This is a genomic window from Flavobacterium sp. CG_9.10 (assembly GCF_015752245.1).
Lineage (GTDB): Bacteria > Bacteroidota > Bacteroidia > Flavobacteriales > Flavobacteriaceae > Flavobacterium.
In genome coordinates, this window is the sequence record NZ_JADOVD010000012.1 from 1 (window position 1) to 17,662 (window position 17,662).

General features: G+C 34.1%; 12 protein-coding genes and 1 rRNA gene. 5 read left to right on the top strand and 8 right to left on the bottom strand.

Features of this window, described 5'->3' with window-relative positions; all coding sequences use genetic code 11:
• Both rrf and pafA read left to right on the top strand, forming a co-directional pair.
• Positions 1-91, top strand: a 5S ribosomal RNA gene (gene rrf, locus IWX84_RS11205); the annotation flags it as partial.
• Between the two features lie 387 nt (positions 92-478).
• Entirely contained in the window at positions 479-2,095 is a 1,617-nt protein-coding gene (pafA, locus tag IWX84_RS11210; RefSeq protein WP_196850845.1) for an alkaline phosphatase PafA, read from the top strand.
• A gap of 59 nt (positions 2,096-2,154) precedes the next feature.
• Here the strand turns inward: pafA and lysA are convergent, their stop codons facing one another.
• From lysA to gltB, 3 genes are all read right to left on the bottom strand, one after another.
• Positions 2,155-3,375, bottom strand: coding sequence for a diaminopimelate decarboxylase (lysA, locus tag IWX84_RS11215; RefSeq protein WP_196850846.1), 1,221 nt, complete (start codon positions 3,373-3,375; stop codon positions 2,155-2,157).
• A gap of 169 nt (positions 3,376-3,544) precedes the next feature.
• Entirely contained in the window at positions 3,545-4,999 is a 1,455-nt protein-coding gene (locus IWX84_RS11220) for a glutamate synthase subunit beta (protein WP_196850847.1), read from the bottom strand.
• A gap of 2 nt (positions 5,000-5,001) precedes the next feature.
• Positions 5,002-9,519 carry a glutamate synthase large subunit gene (gene gltB, locus IWX84_RS11225; RefSeq protein ID WP_196850848.1) on the bottom strand — a complete coding sequence of 1,506 codons (4,518 nt, stop codon included), beginning with the start codon at positions 9,517-9,519 and terminating at the stop codon, positions 5,002-5,004.
• A 408-nt stretch (positions 9,520-9,927) separates the two neighbouring features.
• Here gltB and sucC point away from each other — a divergent pair, with 408 nt between their 5' ends.
• On the top strand, positions 9,928-11,124 hold the full coding sequence (gene sucC / locus IWX84_RS11230; RefSeq protein ID WP_196850849.1) for an ADP-forming succinate--CoA ligase subunit beta: 1,197 nt from the start codon (positions 9,928-9,930) through the stop codon (positions 11,122-11,124).
• Positions 11,125-11,205: 81 nt separating this feature from the next.
• Here sucC and IWX84_RS11235 read toward each other — a convergent pair whose 3' ends face one another.
• From IWX84_RS11235 to IWX84_RS11250, 4 genes are read right to left on the bottom strand one after another with little or no spacing between them, the layout of a single operon-like run.
• A complete protein-coding gene (locus IWX84_RS11235; protein ID WP_196850850.1) occupies positions 11,206-11,865 on the bottom strand; it encodes an NAD(P)H-binding protein in 660 nt (219 codons plus the stop codon).
• A 4-nt stretch (positions 11,866-11,869) separates the two neighbouring features.
• Entirely contained in the window at positions 11,870-12,340 is a 471-nt protein-coding gene (locus IWX84_RS11240) for a DUF1456 family protein (protein WP_196850851.1), read from the bottom strand.
• A gap of 54 nt (positions 12,341-12,394) precedes the next feature.
• The gene (locus tag IWX84_RS11245; protein ID WP_196850852.1) at positions 12,395-13,426 is read right to left on the bottom strand and encodes a dipeptide epimerase; all 1,032 of its coding nucleotides are present in this window, start codon (positions 13,424-13,426) and stop codon (positions 12,395-12,397) included.
• Between the two features lie 43 nt (positions 13,427-13,469).
• Positions 13,470-14,273, bottom strand: a complete 804-nt coding sequence (locus IWX84_RS11250; RefSeq protein WP_196850853.1) for an alpha/beta hydrolase — start codon at positions 14,271-14,273, stop codon at positions 13,470-13,472.
• 431 nt (positions 14,274-14,704) lie between these two features.
• Here IWX84_RS11250 and IWX84_RS11255 point away from each other — a divergent pair, with 431 nt between their 5' ends.
• Complete coding sequence (locus tag IWX84_RS11255; RefSeq protein ID WP_196850854.1) at positions 14,705-15,076, top strand: hypothetical protein; 372 nt, start codon at positions 14,705-14,707, stop codon at positions 15,074-15,076.
• Between the two features lie 169 nt (positions 15,077-15,245).
• On the top strand, positions 15,246-15,647 hold the full coding sequence (locus IWX84_RS11260; protein ID WP_196850855.1) for an excinuclease ABC subunit B: 402 nt from the start codon (positions 15,246-15,248) through the stop codon (positions 15,645-15,647).
• Here IWX84_RS11260 and uvrB read toward each other — a convergent pair.
• Positions 15,644-17,635 (bottom strand): excinuclease ABC subunit UvrB, encoded by a 1,992-nt coding sequence (gene uvrB, locus IWX84_RS11265; protein WP_196850856.1) that lies wholly within the window; start codon positions 17,633-17,635, stop codon positions 15,644-15,646. The genes IWX84_RS11260 and uvrB overlap by 4 nt on opposite strands.
• Positions 17,636-17,662 lie beyond the last annotated feature (27 nt).

Consider the following 17,662-nt stretch of genomic DNA (forward strand, 5'->3'; position numbering starts at 1 on the left):
GGGCTCACCTCTTCCCATCCCGAACAGAGTAGTTAAGCCCGCCTGCGCAGATGGTACTGCAGTTATGTGGGAGAGTATGTCGTCGCCTTTCTTTATGGAACCCCAGCTTGAAAAAGCTGGGGTTCTTTTTTTTTATAGGTACGACGTGTTCGGCTATTGCCTGGGTTCGTCGCCTTTCTTTGAAAAATCCTCATCATTCATTTGATGAGGATTTTTTGTTTTACAGCAGTTCCACGTGTTTACCCAGCGAATCGATTGGTCGCCTTTCTTTAATCTGAACTAGTGTCAGATTCTATTATATCCTCAGCATTCAGTTGATGTGGATTTTTTGCGTTAAAATTTTTATAGTGTGCTAAATTATAGGTTCAAGCCCATTTAAAATGATTTAAAAACGATAATTTATTGTTCTTAAGTTCTACTTCACGCCTATTTTTATAACATTAAATTGTATTTTTGGAGAACTATATAAAAATATAATATGAAAAAAGTTATTTTGTCTTTGTCATTTTTTATGGCTTTAAATATGCAAGCTCAAGAGAGACCAAAATTGGTTGTTGGTATTGTTGTAGATCAAATGAAAATGGAATATTTGTATCGTTTTTCAGATGATTTTTCAGCTAATGGTTTTAAAAGAATCATGGACAACGGCTATACATTTCATAATATGCATTACAATTATGTACCTACTTATACAGCTCCTGGTCATGCAAGTATTTATACAGGAACAACACCGTCGACTCACGGTATTGTAGGGAATGATTGGTTCAACAAAGCTACAGAGAAAAACATGTATTGTACCGATGACGCTTCTGTAAAAACAGTTGGTGATGGAACAGAGAAGGAGGGGGCAATGTCTCCAAAAAACTTATTAAGTACTACCATCACTGATGAATTGCGTATGGCAACGAATTTCAAAGGAAAAGTAATTGGATTAAGTATCAAAGATCGTGGCGCAATTTTGCCTGCAGGTCATTTCGCTAATTGGGCATTTTGGTATAGTAAAACAGGATCTTTTATCTCAAGTACCTTTTATGGTTCAATATTACCTGATTGGGTAACAGAATTCAACCTAGAAAAACGATATATGAATTACATTAATAAAGGTTGGGATTTATTAAAGCCTAAAGCTACTTATAATGAAAGTCTTCCTGATGATAATCCATATGAAGGGAAATTAGATAAAGCTAACGCACCCGTTTTTCCATATGATTTGAGTAAGATATATAAAGAAAAAGGCGCAGATATTTTACGTACTACACCTTTTGGGAATGATATTTTAGCAGATTTAGCGATGAAAGCAATAGAAAAAGAAGAGCTAGGGAAAGATGATTTTACGGATTTTCTAACCGTTAGTTTTTCTTCCACTGATTATGTAGGGCATACTTTTGGACCGCGTTCTATGGAGTTACAGGATACTTACTTGCGTTTAGATCAAACTTTGGCTATCTTTTTAAACTATTTAGACAAAACCGTTGGAAAGGATAAATATTTACTTTTTTTAACTGCCGATCATGCTGGAGCTGAAAATCCAAATTATTTAAAAGATAATAAATACAATGTAAAAAATATTCCGTCAAAAGATGTTATTGAATCGTTGAAAAAATATTCAATATATACGTTTGGTGTCGATTTAGTACTGGATTATTCTAACTTTAATCTTTTTTTTAATAAAGAAATTATAAAACAAAGAGGCTTAGAATTGGCAAAAGTGAAACAAAGTTTTAAAGACTTTTTGATGACCCAGGAGCAAGTTAAAAGAGTATATACCGAGGAAGAAATTTTGGCTTCTTCTGGAAATGATTACTTTTTGAGTTTTATTTCAAAAGGATATGATCCAAAACAAAATGGTGATATAGTTATACTTGATAAAGCGGGATATATGGAATATCAAGCTACAGGAACTACACATGGTTCACCTAACAGTTATGATACTCATGTACCATTGCTTTTTTACGGATGGCAAGTTCCAAAAGGAGAATTGCATGCTAAAAAATACATTACTCAAATTGCGCCTACACTTTCGCAAATGTTGAAAATTCCATTTCCTAACGGAACAGAGTCGGAAGTTTTGGAAACGGTATTAAAAAATAAATAAATAGTATTTTCCTAATTATGAAAAATCCCATTTGCTTTGTCAAATGGGATTTTTTATTTTTATACTGTGGTTACGGAAAGTGGTAGCGGAATCTGATTTTTTAACAAATCTTCAAAGGTTTCATGTGCTCTGATTAAATGCCCTTCTCCGTTCATCCACAATACTTCTGCGGGTTTGTATCTTGAATTGTAATTCGAAGCCATGGAGAAACAATAGGCTCCAGCATTTCTAAAACATAAAATATCTCCTTCTTTTATTTCTGAAATCCTTCTGTTATTTGCGAAAGTATCTGTTTCGCAAATGTAGCCTACAACTGAGTAGAAACGTTCCTTTCCTTTTGGATGAGAAATGTTTTCAATATGATGTTGTGAACCGTAAAACATTGGTCTTATTAAATGATTAAAACCACTGTCAATACCTGCGAAAACTGTTGATGTAGTTTGTTTCACAACATTTACTTTTGCTAAAAAGAATCCAGCTTCACTTACTAAAAATTTACCTGGCTCAAATATTAGTGTTAATTCTTTACCGTATTCAACACAAAAAGCGTTGAATCTTTTAGACAATTTTTTTCCTAATTCTTCAATATCAGTTTCAATATCATCTTTTTTGTATGGTACTTTAAATCCGCTTCCAAAATCTAAAAACTCAAGATTTTTGAAATTTTTAGCAGCATCAAATAAGATTTCAGCGGCATATAAAAAGACTTCAATATCAAGAATATCTGAACCCGTATGCATATGTATTCCTACGATATTCATTTTCGTGTTTTCGACAATACGAACTAAATGTGGTAATTGATGAACTGAAATACCAAATTTACTATCGATATGACCTACCGAAATATTTGCATTTCCTCCAGCCATCACATGAGGATTTATTCGGATGCAAACTGGAACGTTTGGATATTTTGTTCCAAATTGTTCTAATATTGACAAATTATCGATATTTATTTGAACTCCCATGGCGTTAACTTCTTCGATTTCTTCTAAAGAAACTCCGTTTGGGGTATAAAATATTTTTTCGGGCTCGTAACCTGCATGAAGTCCTAACATTACTTCTTGGATAGATACGGTATCCAGTCCAGATCCCATTTCTTTAAGCAATTGAAGTATAGCAACATTTGACAGTGCTTTCATCGCATAATTAATGCGCAACTTATTTACCTTAGAAAAAGCTTTTGATAATCTGTTGTACTGAGATTGTATTTTTTCGGCATCATAAACATATAATGGGCTTCCGAATTGTTCCGCTAATTGTACTAAGTCTTTTGATTGCATTGTTATTATTTTTTTGCAAATTTATTATCTTTACTAATACAAACAAATAAAAACGAAGATTATAACAAATTGTAACAAAATGTTTGGAAACAAACATTTATTGTGTTTTTTTGTTTTTTTAATCTTTTGTTGTAAAAGCTGAATTTTAATTATTTTAAATGGAATACTACTATAAATTGGGTAAATCCCCGGTTCCTTTTGTTGGTAAATTGGTGAAACCCATCAAATAATTGTCAACTTCTCTTGCTGCCTCACGACCTTCAGAAATAGCCCAAACAATTAAAGATTGACCTCTTCTCATATCTCCAGCTGTAAAAATATGCGGTACATTTGTTTGATAATTTGTTGCTTTGTAATTACTTCTAAAGTCAACTTCTAATCCCAATTGATCGCTTAATGTCTTTTCAGGACCCGTAAATCCTAGTGCCAGTAACGCTAAATCGCAAGGCCAAATTTTCTCTGAACCTTCCTTTTCAATCAATTCTGGTCTTTGACCAGGTGTCATTTTCCAAGCTACTTCAACAGTTTTTAATCCTGTTAATTGGCCGCTTTCATTAGATATGAATTCTTTGGTATTGATTAACCAATTTCTATTGCAACCTTCTTCGTGTGAAGATGATGTTTTTAATTGTAGCGGCCAAAATGGCCAAGGAGTAGTTTCACTTCTTCCAACTGGTGGTTTTGGTAAAATCTCAAAATTTGTGACCGATATTGCTCCATGTCTATTTGATGTTCCTACACAGTCAGAACCGGTATCTCCACCACCAATAACGATAACATTCTTGCCAGTTGCCTTTATTTGATCTGGAATTGCTTCACCGTACAATACTTTAGTTTGTTGTGTCAAAAAAGTCATCGCTTGAACAACACCTTTGCTTTCAATCCCTTTTGTTGGTAAACTTCTTCTTTCAGTTGCTCCTCCACATAATACGATTGAGTCAAAAGCATTCAATTGGTCTATACTGTAATTCACACCAACGTTTACATTGGTTTTAAAAGTAATTCCTTCTGCTTCCAGTACTTTAACACGTCTGTCGATAATTCCTTTTTCTAATTTGAAATTTGGAATTCCGTAACGTAATAATCCACCAATTGCATTATCTCGTTCAAAAACGGTTACAGTATGTCCAGCGCGATTTAATTGCTGTGCAGCTGCTAAACCAGCAGGGCCAGAGCCTATCACAGCTACCGATTTACCAGTTCTTATTTTTGGAGGTTGTGGTTTTATCCATCCTTCGGCAAAACCTCTTTCGATAATATTTTTTTCGATATTTTCGATTGCTACCGGTTCGCTGATGATTCCTAAAACACATGATTTCTCACATGGTGCAGGGCATAAACGACCTGTAAATTCAGGGAAGTTATTTGTTGATTGCAAAATCTCTAATGCACTTTGCCATTCTTCCTGATGTACCATGTCATTAAAATCTGGAATTAAATTTCCTAACGGACAGGCACTGTGGCAAAAAGGGATGCCACAATCCATACATCTGGAACCTTGTTCTTTAATTTTATCTTTTTCTAAAGGAATTGTAAATTCACTATAATTCGATACCCGTTCTTTAGCTACTATATTACTTTCGTCAGTTCTTTTATATTCTATAAATCCACCTATCTTGCCCATGACTATTCTGCTATTAGTTCTTCAATTTTTTTTTCTTGCGCTAATCGTTGCAATGCTTTTTTGTAGTCAATAGGCATTACCTTGATAAAGTTTTTTTGTTGATTTTCCCAATCTTCCAAAATTCTTTTTGCCAAAGGACTGTTGGTATACAAGGAATGATTTCGAATTAAACGTCTTAGTTTTGCAACATCTTCATCTTCTAATGTTTCGAATGCGACCATTTCCATATTACATAATGTTGCGTCGAATTTTTTATTTGGATCAAAAACATAAGCGATACCTCCACTCATACCTGCAGCGAAATTTCTTCCGGTTTTTCCTAAAACGACTACAGTTCCTCCTGTCATATATTCACATCCATGATCTCCAATTCCTTCAACAACTGCTGTTGCCCCAGAATTTCTAACGCAAAAACGTTCGCCCGCCATACCGTTGATATAAGCTTCACCCGTAATCGCACCATAAAGTGCAACGTTGCCTATGATAATGTTTTCTTCCGGTTTGAAAGTAGCGGTAGGGGGAACTTTTATAATCAGTTTTCCTCCAGAAAGCCCTTTTCCTAAATAGTCATTACAATTTCCATGAATTTTAAATGATAATCCATTAGTTGCAAAAGCACCAAAACTTTGTCCGGCAGAGCCTTCAAAATCAACTAAAATCGTATCTTCAGGTAATCCTTGGGCGCCATAAATTTTTGAAATTTCATTACTTAAAATAGCGCCAACAGATCGATCTGTGTTTTTGATATCAAAAGTAACTCTTGTTTTTTCTTTTCTATAAATAGAAGGAATAGCTGCTTTTATAATATCAAAATCAAGTACATGTTCTAAGGCATGGTCTTGAGTTGTAGTATTATGATTTGGAACCGTTTTTGCTTTTTCCGGTTTGTATAAAATTGTAGATAAATCTAATCCACTTGCCTTATAATGTTTGATGGCTTTGTTGACATTCAATTTCTGAGATTGCCCAACCATTTCTTTTAGCGTTCTAAACCCTAGTTGCGCCATGATTTCTCTTAACTCTTCGGCAATAAAATACATGAAGTTGATAATGTGTTCCGGTGTTCCTTTGAAATTTTTTCTCAATTCAGGATCCTGTGTTGCAATTCCAACGGGACAAGTATTCAAGTGACAAGCTCTCATCATAATACATCCTGAAGCTACCAGCGGAGCGGTTGCGAAACCAAATTCTTCGGCACCAAGTAAGGCGGCGATGGCTACATCACGACCTGTTTTCAATTGTCCGTCACATTCTAAAACGACACGGCTTCTTAAATCATTTAAGATTAAGGTTTGTTGGGCTTCCGCCAATCCAAGTTCCCAAGGAATTCCAGTATGTTGTAAGGATGTTAATGGCGCTGCACCTGTTCCTCCGTCATATCCTGAAATCAAGATCACATCGGCTTTCGCTTTAGCAACACCTGCAGCGATTGTTCCAACACCAACTTCAGAAACTAATTTAACGTTAATACGTGCTTCACGATTGGCATTTTTTAAATCAAAAATCAATTGAGATAAATCTTCAATAGAATAAATATCGTGATGAGGCGGTGGTGAAATCAATCCAACATATGGAGTTGAATTTCTAACTTCTGCAATCCATGGCACTACTTTTTCACCGGGTAATTGACCACCTTCTCCAGGTTTTGCACCTTGAGCCATTTTTATTTGAATCTCCTTGGCATTAGTCAAATAATTGATAGAAACACCAAATCTTCCCGAAGCCACTTGCTTAATCGCACTATTTCTAGAATCGCCATTAAGATCTTTTTGAAAACGTTTAGAATCTTCTCCACCTTCGCCAGAATTGCTTTTTCCGCCAATTCTATTCATAGCGATTGCTAAGTTTTCATGGGCTTCCTGACTGATTGATCCATAAGACATTGCGCCAGTTTTGAATTTTTTCACAATTTCTGTCCAAGGTTCTACTTCGTCAATAGATATTGGATCCAAATTATTAAATTCGAATAAACCTCTTATAGTCATTAGGTTTTTGCTTTGGTCATTAACCATATTAGCATATTCTTTATAACTTTCTGGACTGTTTAATCGAACAGCTTGTTGTAATTTAGAAATTGTTGTTGGGTTGAACATGTGTTTTTCACCGGTTCTTCTCCATCTGTATATTCCTCCAATTTCTAAAGGCAATAAATTAGCTACTTCTGAATTTGGGAAAGCCTTCTGGTATCTTTTTTTGATTTCTTTTTCTACTTCATTCAATCCAATTCCTTCAATTCTTGAAGGAGTGTAAGGAAAATATTTAGAAGTAAAAGTTTTATTTAATCCTAAAATTTCAAAAATCTGTGCGGCTCTGTAGGAATGTAAAGTAGAGATGCCAATTTTGTTCATGATTTTAAGAATTCCTTTTGCAATTGCTTTATTGTAATTTTTAATTGCATAATCTGCTTTTATACCTGTAATAAAACCTTGATTTACTTGGTTATGAATAATCTCATTCACCATGTACGGGTTAATTGCGCTTGCGCCATATCCAAATAATAAAGCGAAATGGTGTGGCTCACGAGGTTCTGCAGATTCGATTATGATTCCAAATTTCGAACGAACTTTTAGAATGTTTAGCGAATGATGAATATAAGAACAAGCCAACAACATTGGTATTGGTGCCAATTTTTCACTAACTCCTCTGTCAGAAATAATCACAATGTTGCAGCCCTCTGAAACTGCTTTGAAAGTAGCTTTCACCGCTCTTTCCAATGCGCGTTCTAAGCCGTTTACTCCTTTTTCTATATCGTATAAAGTTGAAATAGTAACCGATTTGAAATCAGGATGATTGATGTTTCTTATTTTATCTAAATCCTCATTTGAAATAACCGGATTTTGGATTTTTAATTTTTTACAATGTTTTGGAACAATATCAAAAATGTTGTAATCACCACCAATAGCTAGACTAATATCAGTAATTATTTCTTCGCGAATACCGTCCAATGGCGGATTAGTAACTTGTGCAAATAACTGTTTGAAGTAGTTGTATAATAGTTGCGGTTGATCTGATAAAACGGCTAATGGAGTGTCATTTCCCATGGAACTTAAAGGCTCAGCACCTTGCGTCCCCATTGGGTTGATTATAGTTTTTAAATCTTCAATGGTATAACCAAATAAACGCTGTCTTGTTTCAAAATCGATATTTTCTATTGGAATCGCATTGTTAGTATAAGGAATTTGAGCTAATTGCAATAAATTTTCATCGAGCCATTTTTTATAGGGACGTTTAGTTGCAATAGCATTTTTTATCTCATCATCTTCAATAATTCTTCCTTCGTTCATGTCTACTAGAAACATTTTACCAGGTTCTAATCGACCATGTTTAATCACATCTTCTGGCTTGATATCGAGAACGCCAATTTCTGAAGACATAATAACAAAGCCAGTTTTAGTAAGTGTATATCGTGATGGACGTAAACCGTTTCTGTCTAACAAAGCACCAATAACATTTCCATCCGTAAACGGAATAGAAGCTGGACCATCCCAAGGCTCCATGATACAAGCATTGTATTCGTAAAATGCTTTTTTATCTTCGGACATTGTTTGGTGTTTTTCCCAAGCTTCAGGTACAACCATCATCATTGCTTCCGGTAAAGAACGTCCTGTCATTAATAACAATTCGATTACCATATCCATTGAAGCCGAATCGGATTTGCCTTCTAATATAATAGGAAATAATTTTTTTATATCATCACCAAAAACGTCACTTTTCATTAATTCTTCACGAGCTCGCATTCTACTTATGTTACCGCGAAGTGTATTTATTTCACCGTTATGACACATGTATCTAAACGGTTGTGCTAATTCCCAGGAAGGAAAAGTATTAGTCGAGAAGCGTTGGTGTACTAAAGCTAGCCTAGTTACCAAATCGTCATCGGTTAAATCAGTATAATATCTACTGATATCTTCCGGCATCAGCAAACCTTTGTATATTATTGTTGTTGTTGAAAAACTAGAAAAATAGAACATGTGGCTTTCGGAAATTCTTGAATTTCTAATAGCGTGCTCAGCAATTTTTCTTGCTGCAAACAATTTTGCATTGAATTGTTGTTCGGTAAGATCTAATCCATTTTTGCCAACGAATACTTGTTTTACCGTTGGTTCTTTCTCGGCTGCTATTTGTCCTAAATTAGTAGCGTCTACAGGAACATCTCTCCATCCTAGAATTTCTAGATTTTGGTCTTTTATCGAAGTTTCAAAAGTAGTTTTGCAAAAAACAACTTGGTTTTGGCTTTTAGGCATAAAAACCATTCCTACTGCATATTGTCTAGTTTCGGGTAATTCAAAATCACAAACTTTCTTAAAAAAATCGTGAGGGATGTCAAATAAAATTCCTGCTCCATCTCCAGTTCTACCATCAGCACTCACAGCTCCACGATGCTCTAATTTTATTAAAATATCTAATGCTTTATGTATAATGTCATTGGACTTGATTCCATTTAAATTGCAAATAAATCCTGCGCCACAGTTGTCGTGTTCAAATTCGGGCAAATAAAGGCCTTGTTCTTTAACTTTCATGCTTAATATTTTTTCTACAAAATTAAAGGTTTGCTAGGATATAATAGGTGTAAATGCCAAAACGGGTCGATTTTTACAGTAATAGTAAAAAAGGGTTGAATAAATCGCAAAAACGATGTTTAAATACTTGTGAAATGATTAATCGCTAATAAGTAAACAAATAAAAAGAGTCGAAGCTCCCAGTTTTGAAAGAAATGTTCTACCTCGGATTTCTTTTTAAATTTTATAACAAATTAGTAAAGAATTTTTAAATTTTATTTTTTTCTAATCTAAAGTGAGGCTGGTACAGAATAAACTGATTTATGTTGCATATTATATTGAAAAATAAATAACAGTTCTGTTTAATTTTGCTATTTTTGTGGCACTTTTATTCTGGAATAAATTCAGAATCCAGACAAATTCTATATTATGAACATACACGAATATCAAGGAAAAGAGATTTTAGCTAGTTACGGAGTTCGCATTCAACGCGGAATCGTTGCTAATAGCCCAGTAGAAGCGGTTGCTGCTGCTAAACAATTAACTACCGAAACGGGTACAAGTTGGTATGTTGTAAAAGCCCAAGTTCATGCAGGTGGACGTGGAAAAGGTGGTGGAGTTAAATTGGCAAAAAACTTACAACAAGTAGAAGAAATTGCAGAACAAATCATCGGAATGCAATTAGTTACACCTCAAACTTCTGCCGAAGGTAAAAAAGTACACAAAGTTTTAATCGCTGAAGATGTTTATTATCCTGGTGAAAGTGAAACTTCTGAGTTTTATGTTTCTGTTTTATTGAATAGAGCTACAGGTCGTAACATGATTATGTATTCTACTGAAGGTGGAATGGATATTGAAGAAGTTGCGGAACATACGCCACATTTAATTTTTACTGAAGAAATTGATCCCTCTGTTGGATTGCAAGGTTTTCAAGCAAGAAGAATTGCTTTTAATTTAGGTCTTTCAGGAAATGCGTTCAAAGAAATGGTAAAATTTATCGATTCTTTATACAATGCATATATTGGATCTGATGCATCGATGTTTGAAATCAACCCGGTTTTGAAAACATCTGACAATAAAATTATGGCTGTAGATGCTAAAGTAAATATCGATGATAATGCTTTATACAGACAAAAAAAATATGCTGATATGCGTGACATTCGTGAGGAGAACCCAATCGAAGTTGAAGCTAAAGAAGTAGGATTAAATTACGTTGATCTTGACGGTACAGTTGGATGTATGGTTAACGGAGCTGGTTTAGCGATGGCAACAATGGATTTAATTAAATATGCTGGTTTTGAGCCTGCTAACTTCCTTGACGTAGGTGGAACTGCTGATGCAAAACGTGTTGAAACTGCTTTCCGTATTATATTGAAAGATCCAAACGTAAAAGCAATTTTAATTAATATTTTTGGTGGAATCGTTCGTTGTGACCGTGTGGCGCAAGGAGTTGTTGATGCTTATAAAAATATGGGTGATGCAATTAAAGTACCGATCATTGTTCGTTTACAAGGTACAAATGCAGCTATCGCAAAAGAATTAATTGATAATTCAGGAATGCCAATTTTATCTGCTGTTGAATTTCAAGAAGCGGCTGATCAAGTAAAAGCAGCTCTTTCTAAATAAGCAAATAAAGAGACACTACAGTTGCTCTTTATTTATAACAAAAAATCCTGTTTGCCGTGGCGAACAGGATTTTTTTTTGTTTTAAGAATTTGCTGTATTTTGAATCAAATCCGATTCATAAATGTTGAATCCTTTATTGTTTTTTTGTGCAATTTTCACTAATGCTTTTGCAACATCGTTACTTTCTATAGGTTTGTATTTTTTTAAATTTCCTAAAAGTAAAACGGAGAACGTTTTCATGAAAAACGCCCCTATTTTTTCACCTAATCTAAATTCATTTCGGTTTCCCAGAAGTAAAGAAGGTCTTAGTGCAGAAGCACTTTCAAAATTACAATTTTTAAGGAAAGTTTCAATTTCACCTTTGGTTTTCAGGTAAAAATTTCCAGAAGTTTCATCGGCGCCAAGAGAGGATATAATAAGAAATTGTTTGACTTTATTTTCCGCTGCAAATGTTGCAAATTGTCGCGGATATCCGAAATCTACTTTTCTGAAGGCCTCTTTGCTTCCTGCTTTATTAATGGTTGTTCCAATGGTGCAAAAGAAATCATCACCAACAACTAATTCTTTATAGCTTTCAGGTTTGTCGAAATCAATAATATGTTGCGTTAATTTTGGATGTTTTATACCTGTATCTCTTTTTACGAAAGTAACTACTTTTTCATAGTCGCTGCTTTCCAAAAGAAGATTCAATAATCTTGCACCTATTAAACCTGTACTTCCTATGATTAAAGCCGTTTTCAAAATATTAAGATTTTTTCTTATTTCCGTTACTATACTTTACCTTTTCTACAACTTGTACTTTCGGTGCCGCTTTTTTGTCTTTAGAATTAAAGGCAGGTTTTTTCTTAAAATCAGCAGATTTACTTGGTTTTTGATCACCTCTAGCTCTTTCTTCGTCTTTTGGTGTTGCTTTAAATTCAGGTCTGTCTTTCGATCCTTCTTTAGCAGGTATTTGAGCTTTGTGTTTGGCTAAAACATCGTTTGGATTTTTTGGATTTTCTTTCGTTCCACGCAAGTGAATCACAAGAGCGTTTAGGAAGTTACGCAACACTTGGTCGCCACATTCCATATAATTCTCATGGTCTTCCGCACGGAAAAAAGCACCTAATTCCGATTTAGTAATTCTAAAATCTACCAATTCTAATATTTCAACTATTTGGTCATCACGGAGCATTAGAGCTACGCGTAATTTTTTAAGGATATCGTTATTTGTCATCTTTTTAATTTTTTACAAAGGTACGTTTTTAAAGCAATTAGACTCGTATATTTTTTATGCATGAAACGAGATGGAATCCTTTAACTGAACTCCAGTACCGTTGGTTTGAGAATAAATGATTTTACCGTCAATAATTGCTACGCCAGTTGCAATATCTTCGGCCAAAAGCAGAGCGCCATCCATATCAACATAATCTAATTCCGGTAATAAATGCGCAATTGCAGAAATGCCTACGGTAGATTCAGTCATGCAGCCTACCATAGTTTTTAAACCTAAATTCTTCGCCTGTTGAATCATCCTTCTCCCTGGGGTAATTCCACCACATTTCATTAATTTTATATTTACCCCATGGAAATAAGTATGACATTTGACTACATCTTCTTCGAGTATGCAGCTTTCATCCGCAATTATTGGTAATACTGAATTTTTAAAAATTGTTGCATGACCTTCCCAATTATCTGCTTTTAAGGGTTGTTCTATAAATTCTACTCCTAATTTTTTTAACTCAATGGCATTATTGAGAGTCTCGTTTACTTCCCAACCACAGTTAGCATCAACTCGAAAAACCGAATTAGAATGTTTGCGTAATTCTTTTACTATGGCAATATCATCGGGAGTTCCCAATTTTATTTTATAAATGGGCCAAGGCATTTCTTCCATTTTTAAAACCATTTTTTCTATGGTATCTATTCCAATTGTAAAATCGGTCAAAGGAATTTTATCGATGGGATAATTCCATAATTCGTAGAGTTTTTTTCCTTTTTTGCGGGCATATAAGTCATTGTATGCGATGTCTAATGCGCATAAAGCGAACAAATTTTCTTTGAGGAAAGGATACATTTTATCCCAATATTCTTCTGGAGTTTCATTGGTGACAACTTCGATTTGTTTTTTGATTTTCAGTAAATCTTGAATCATCATTGGAACTCCAATGTTATAATAGGGATTTGAAGTTGCTTCTCCATATCCGGAAAACCCTTCGCTTTTTAATTCAACGATTAATGTGGGTTGTACATCAATCGATTTTCTCGAAATGGTAAATGTATGTTTTAATTTAAGTTCAAATTTTCTTAAAATCAGTTCCATAAAGTAAGGTTGTTATTCGAAAGGGATTTTCTTATAAAAAATATTAATAGCCAAGCCATACAATTGCTTTGGCAAAACCATCACGCCATAATTTTTCATTATGTTGCCCTCCTTTTACAATTTTCTTTTCATTTAAATTCAAGCAATAACATCTTTTTGTGTTTAATAAATGCTCCATTTTATTAAGATCATTAACCATATCCTCACTTTCGTTGTCACCGCAGAGAAAATAGATTTTCGTTCTTATTTTTTTTGTCTTTTCAGTTAAGTTATAAATTTCTTTTGAAAACCAAAAAGAAGGAGAAAAAATACCAGCTTTACCAAAGACTTGTGGATATTTCAAAATCGCATAATAGGAAACTAAGCCTCCAAGGGAACTTCCCATAATGATAGTATGCTTTTTGTCTGTTTTAGTTCGATAAGTTTGGTCTATTTGAGGTTTTAGTGTTTTGACCATAAATTCCAAATAAGCGTCAGCTTTTCCGCCTCCGTATTTTTCGTTTTTATAAGGAGTTAATTCTTCCATACGTTTATCGTTTCCATGCTCAATCCCAATGACGATAACTTGTGCATTGATACTGTCCAGCTTTTCATCGACATTCCATTCGCCAGAGTAGGATGTTTTGGCGTCAAAAAGATTTTGGGCATCATGCATATAAATAACCGAATATTTTTTATGAGAACTTGAATAATTTTTTGGTAAATACACCCAAATTTTTTTGTTAGAATGTAATTGGGGGGCATCTATCGTAAAACTTGAAACTTGTTTTGATGCGGTGCTTTTTTGAGCTATTGTGTTTGTAAGTGCAAAAAGTAATGCAACAAGGAGGGGAAGTCGTTTAATCATTAATTTATAATTTGTATTTCAATTTAGAAGGAATATTTTAGCTAAAAATAGTAATTAATTTTATATTTTGATTTTGAATAAAATTATAATTGCAGATCATTATATTTAAATAAACATCTTGTCCTAAAAATCAAATCCATTTAGTTATTGATCTCTACTTTAATTGCTACTATATTTTCATTAATTGCTCCGATTTACACTAGAAGTACTTTCCAAAATACTATCGTTTCAGTGCTCGAATTTCGTTGATTTGTTAAAGTTTCATTTTGCACCATTTTTTTTAATTTTTTTAAACAATTGATAATATGGGTAATGCGTTTTTTTTATTTCGATTTTTCTTATATTTCGTTAATTCGTGCCAATATTAAAATTATTTACTGGCACAGTTATTGGATTTCGCAAGTGCAGTTATTAATTAATATTTTGAAAAGATGAAAAAAATAAAGTTACTCGCATTACTAGGTATAGCCTTTTTTGCCACCAGCGCTATAAATGCACAGGTATCGTTTGGTTTAAATGTTGGACTTCCAGCAGTAGTGGTTTCAGGTCATTATGAGCGGGGATATGCTCCTCAACGAGTTTACAGAGAATATCAAGATAATGATAGAGTGTACTGTAATAATGGAGAATATAATAATCGAAGAGATTACGATCGAAGAAGATACGAAGCGCAAAGAAGATACGAAGCGCAAAGAAGATATGAAGCGCAAAGAAGATACGAAGAGCAAAGAAGATACGAAGCTCAAAGAAGATATGAAGAAAGAAATATTGGACATTGCGATAACGATGGGTACGATGATTAAGACCTATTTAATGTAAATAGCAAAGAGAGAGAATCAAAATTGATTCTCTCTCTTTTTTTTGTTTTCTAAAATTGTACTCTAATATCTGTAAATCAATAAAAGATGTTTAATCATTACGCTAATTATTGTATTTTAATTTAAAAGCGATATTTTAGCAAAAAATAAATTGATGGATACTAACGAAGAAAAAGTAAGTTTGCTTTTAGAAATGATTGCATTTTCTACTGTTGATGGAAAATTGCATAAGAGAGAATATGACTTTTTATATTTAGTAGCAGATGAATTGAATATTGAAAAGGAAGATTTTAATGATTTATTTCACCAAGAACTTCCAAAAATAGTAATCAAAACAGAGTTTCAACGAATTCAACAATTTTACCGTTTAGCTCTATTAATGCATGTAGATCAGATTTTGCATAAAAAAGAAGAAATTGCTATTCAGCAAATAGCGGTCGACATGGGATTAAACCCATTTTCTACAAAACGTATACTTCAAATGATGAAAAAAGCACCCAATGCTATTATTCCTCCGGAAGTTTTATTACACGTTTTTCAAGAGCAGCAAAATTAAGTTAATTGTCCTTGTAGTCGTTTGATATCATCTCGTAATTTGGCGGCTTGCATAAAATCCAATTCTTTTGCGGCTTTCTCCATTGATTTGCGTTTTTCCCTGATGATTTTTTCAATCTCAGGTTTTGACATATATAAATTTTCAGGCTCAGCGGCAGTATTCAAAGTGTAACCCAATTCATAATCGGCTAACGGGTTTTTAGTAAAAGCACTCTCTATTTTTTTATTTAAAGCCATCGGAACCAGATTATTTGCCGTATTGTAATTAATCTGTTTGGTTCTTCGGTAATTGGTTTCATCGATTGTTTTTTGCATGCTGTTCGTGATTTTATCAGCATACATAATCGCTTTCCCATTTAGATTTCTTGCCGCACGACCAATTGTTTGAGTTAAAGAACGATGACTTCTCAAAAAACCTTCTTTGTCTGCATCTAAAATCGCCACCAAAGAAACTTCTGGTAAATCCAAGCCTTCACGAAGTAAATTCACACCAATTAGCACATCAAAAATTCCTTTTCTCAAATCTTGCATAATTTCAATTCGTTCCAATGTATCTACTTCAGAGTGAATGTAACGGCAACGAATGTTAACTTTGGTTAAATATTTAGCCAATTCTTCAGCCATTCTTTTCGTTAAAGTAGTCACCAACACGCGCTCGTCAATTTCTGCTCGAACCTGAATTTCTTCAATTAAATCGTCAATTTGGTTTAAACTTGGTCGGATTTCAATGATTGGATCCAATAATCCTGTCGGGCGAATCACTTGCTCAACAACAACACCCTCTGTTTTTTCTAATTCATAATCGGCTGGTGTCGCCGAAACATAAATCACTTGGTTTTGCATGGCTTCAAATTCCTCAAATTTCAATGGGCGATTGTCCATTGCTGCTGGAAGTCGAAAACCATATTCTACTAAATTTTCTTTACGGCTTCGATCTCCACCGTACATCGCACTAACTTGTGAAAGTGTTACGTGACTTTCGTCCACGACCATTAAATAATCTTTAGGGAAATAATCCAGCAAGCAAAAAGGTCTCGTTCCTGGTAATCGACCGTCGAGGTAACGAGAATAATTTTCAATTCCGGAACAATAACCGAGTTCGCGAATCATTTCCAAATCAAAATTGGTACGTTCTTCCAATCTTTTTGCTTCCAAATGTTTGCCAATTTCCTTGAAATAATCGACTTGTTTTACTAAATCCTGTTGAATTTCCCAAATCGCGCCTTGCAGTACATCTGGAGAAGTCACAAACATATTAGCAGGGTAAATTGTCAGTTTTTCAAATTTTTCAAGGACTTTAGAATCCTTTGTATCGAAACTTTCAATCTCTTCGATTTCATCACCAAAAAAATGAATTCTGTATGCTTCATCAGCATAACTAGGATAAACATCTACGGTATCTCCTTTTATTCTGAAACTTCCGGGATTAAAATCGGCTTCCGTTCTCGAATATAAACTTTGTACCAATTGATGTAATAATTTAGTTCGGGAAATGATTTGCCCTTTCTCAACAGGAATTAAGTTTTTCTGAAATTCTATAGGATTTCCAATACCATACAAACACGAAACCGATGCAACAACCAAAATATCTCTACGTCCCGAAAGTAACGAAGCAGTGGTTGACATTCGCATTTTTTCCAATTCTTCATTGATGGATAAATCCTTTTCTATGAAAACGCCGGTTACAGGCATAAAAGCTTCAGGCTGGTAATAATCGTAGTACGAAACAAAATATTCCACTGCATTATTTGGAAAAAATTGCTTGAATTCGGAATACAATTGTGCCGCCAAAGTTTTGTTGTGCGCTAAAACCAATGTGGGTCTTTGCACTTCTTGAATCACATTCGCTACTGTAAATGTCTTCCCAGAACCAGTAACACCCAAAAGTGTTTGGAACTTTTCGCCATCAACAATCCCTTGAGTTAGTTTTTCAATCGCTTGTGGTTGGTCGCCCTTAGGCTGGTAATCGGATACTACTTGAAAATTCATTTATTTAATTCAAAACTTTAGGTTTTA

Bases quoted from the DNA above. Each gene is read 5' to 3' on its own strand.
- gltB (WP_196850848.1), bottom strand. From the start codon at position 9,519: ATGAAAGTTAAAGAACAAGGCCTTTATTTGCCCGAATTTGAACACGAC.
- IWX84_RS11245 (WP_196850852.1), bottom strand. From the start codon at position 13,426: ATGGAACTGATTTTAAGAAAATTTGAACTTAAATTAAAACATACATTT.
- IWX84_RS11255 (WP_196850854.1), top strand. From the start codon at position 14,705: ATGAAAAAAATAAAGTTACTCGCATTACTAGGTATAGCCTTTTTTGCC.
- lysA (WP_196850846.1), bottom strand. From the start codon at position 3,375: ATGCAATCAAAAGACTTAGTACAATTAGCGGAACAATTCGGAAGCCCA.
- IWX84_RS11240 (WP_196850851.1), bottom strand. From the start codon at position 12,340: ATGACAAATAACGATATCCTTAAAAAATTACGCGTAGCTCTAATGCTC.
- pafA (WP_196850845.1), top strand. From the start codon at position 479: ATGAAAAAAGTTATTTTGTCTTTGTCATTTTTTATGGCTTTAAATATG.
- uvrB (WP_196850856.1), bottom strand. From the start codon at position 17,635: ATGAATTTTCAAGTAGTATCCGATTACCAGCCTAAGGGCGACCAACCA.
- sucC (WP_196850849.1), top strand. From the start codon at position 9,928: ATGAACATACACGAATATCAAGGAAAAGAGATTTTAGCTAGTTACGGA.
- IWX84_RS11220 (WP_196850847.1), bottom strand. From the start codon at position 4,999: ATGGGCAAGATAGGTGGATTTATAGAATATAAAAGAACTGACGAAAGT.
- IWX84_RS11250 (WP_196850853.1), bottom strand. From the start codon at position 14,273: ATGATTAAACGACTTCCCCTCCTTGTTGCATTACTTTTTGCACTTACA.
- IWX84_RS11260 (WP_196850855.1), top strand. From the start codon at position 15,246: ATGGATACTAACGAAGAAAAAGTAAGTTTGCTTTTAGAAATGATTGCA.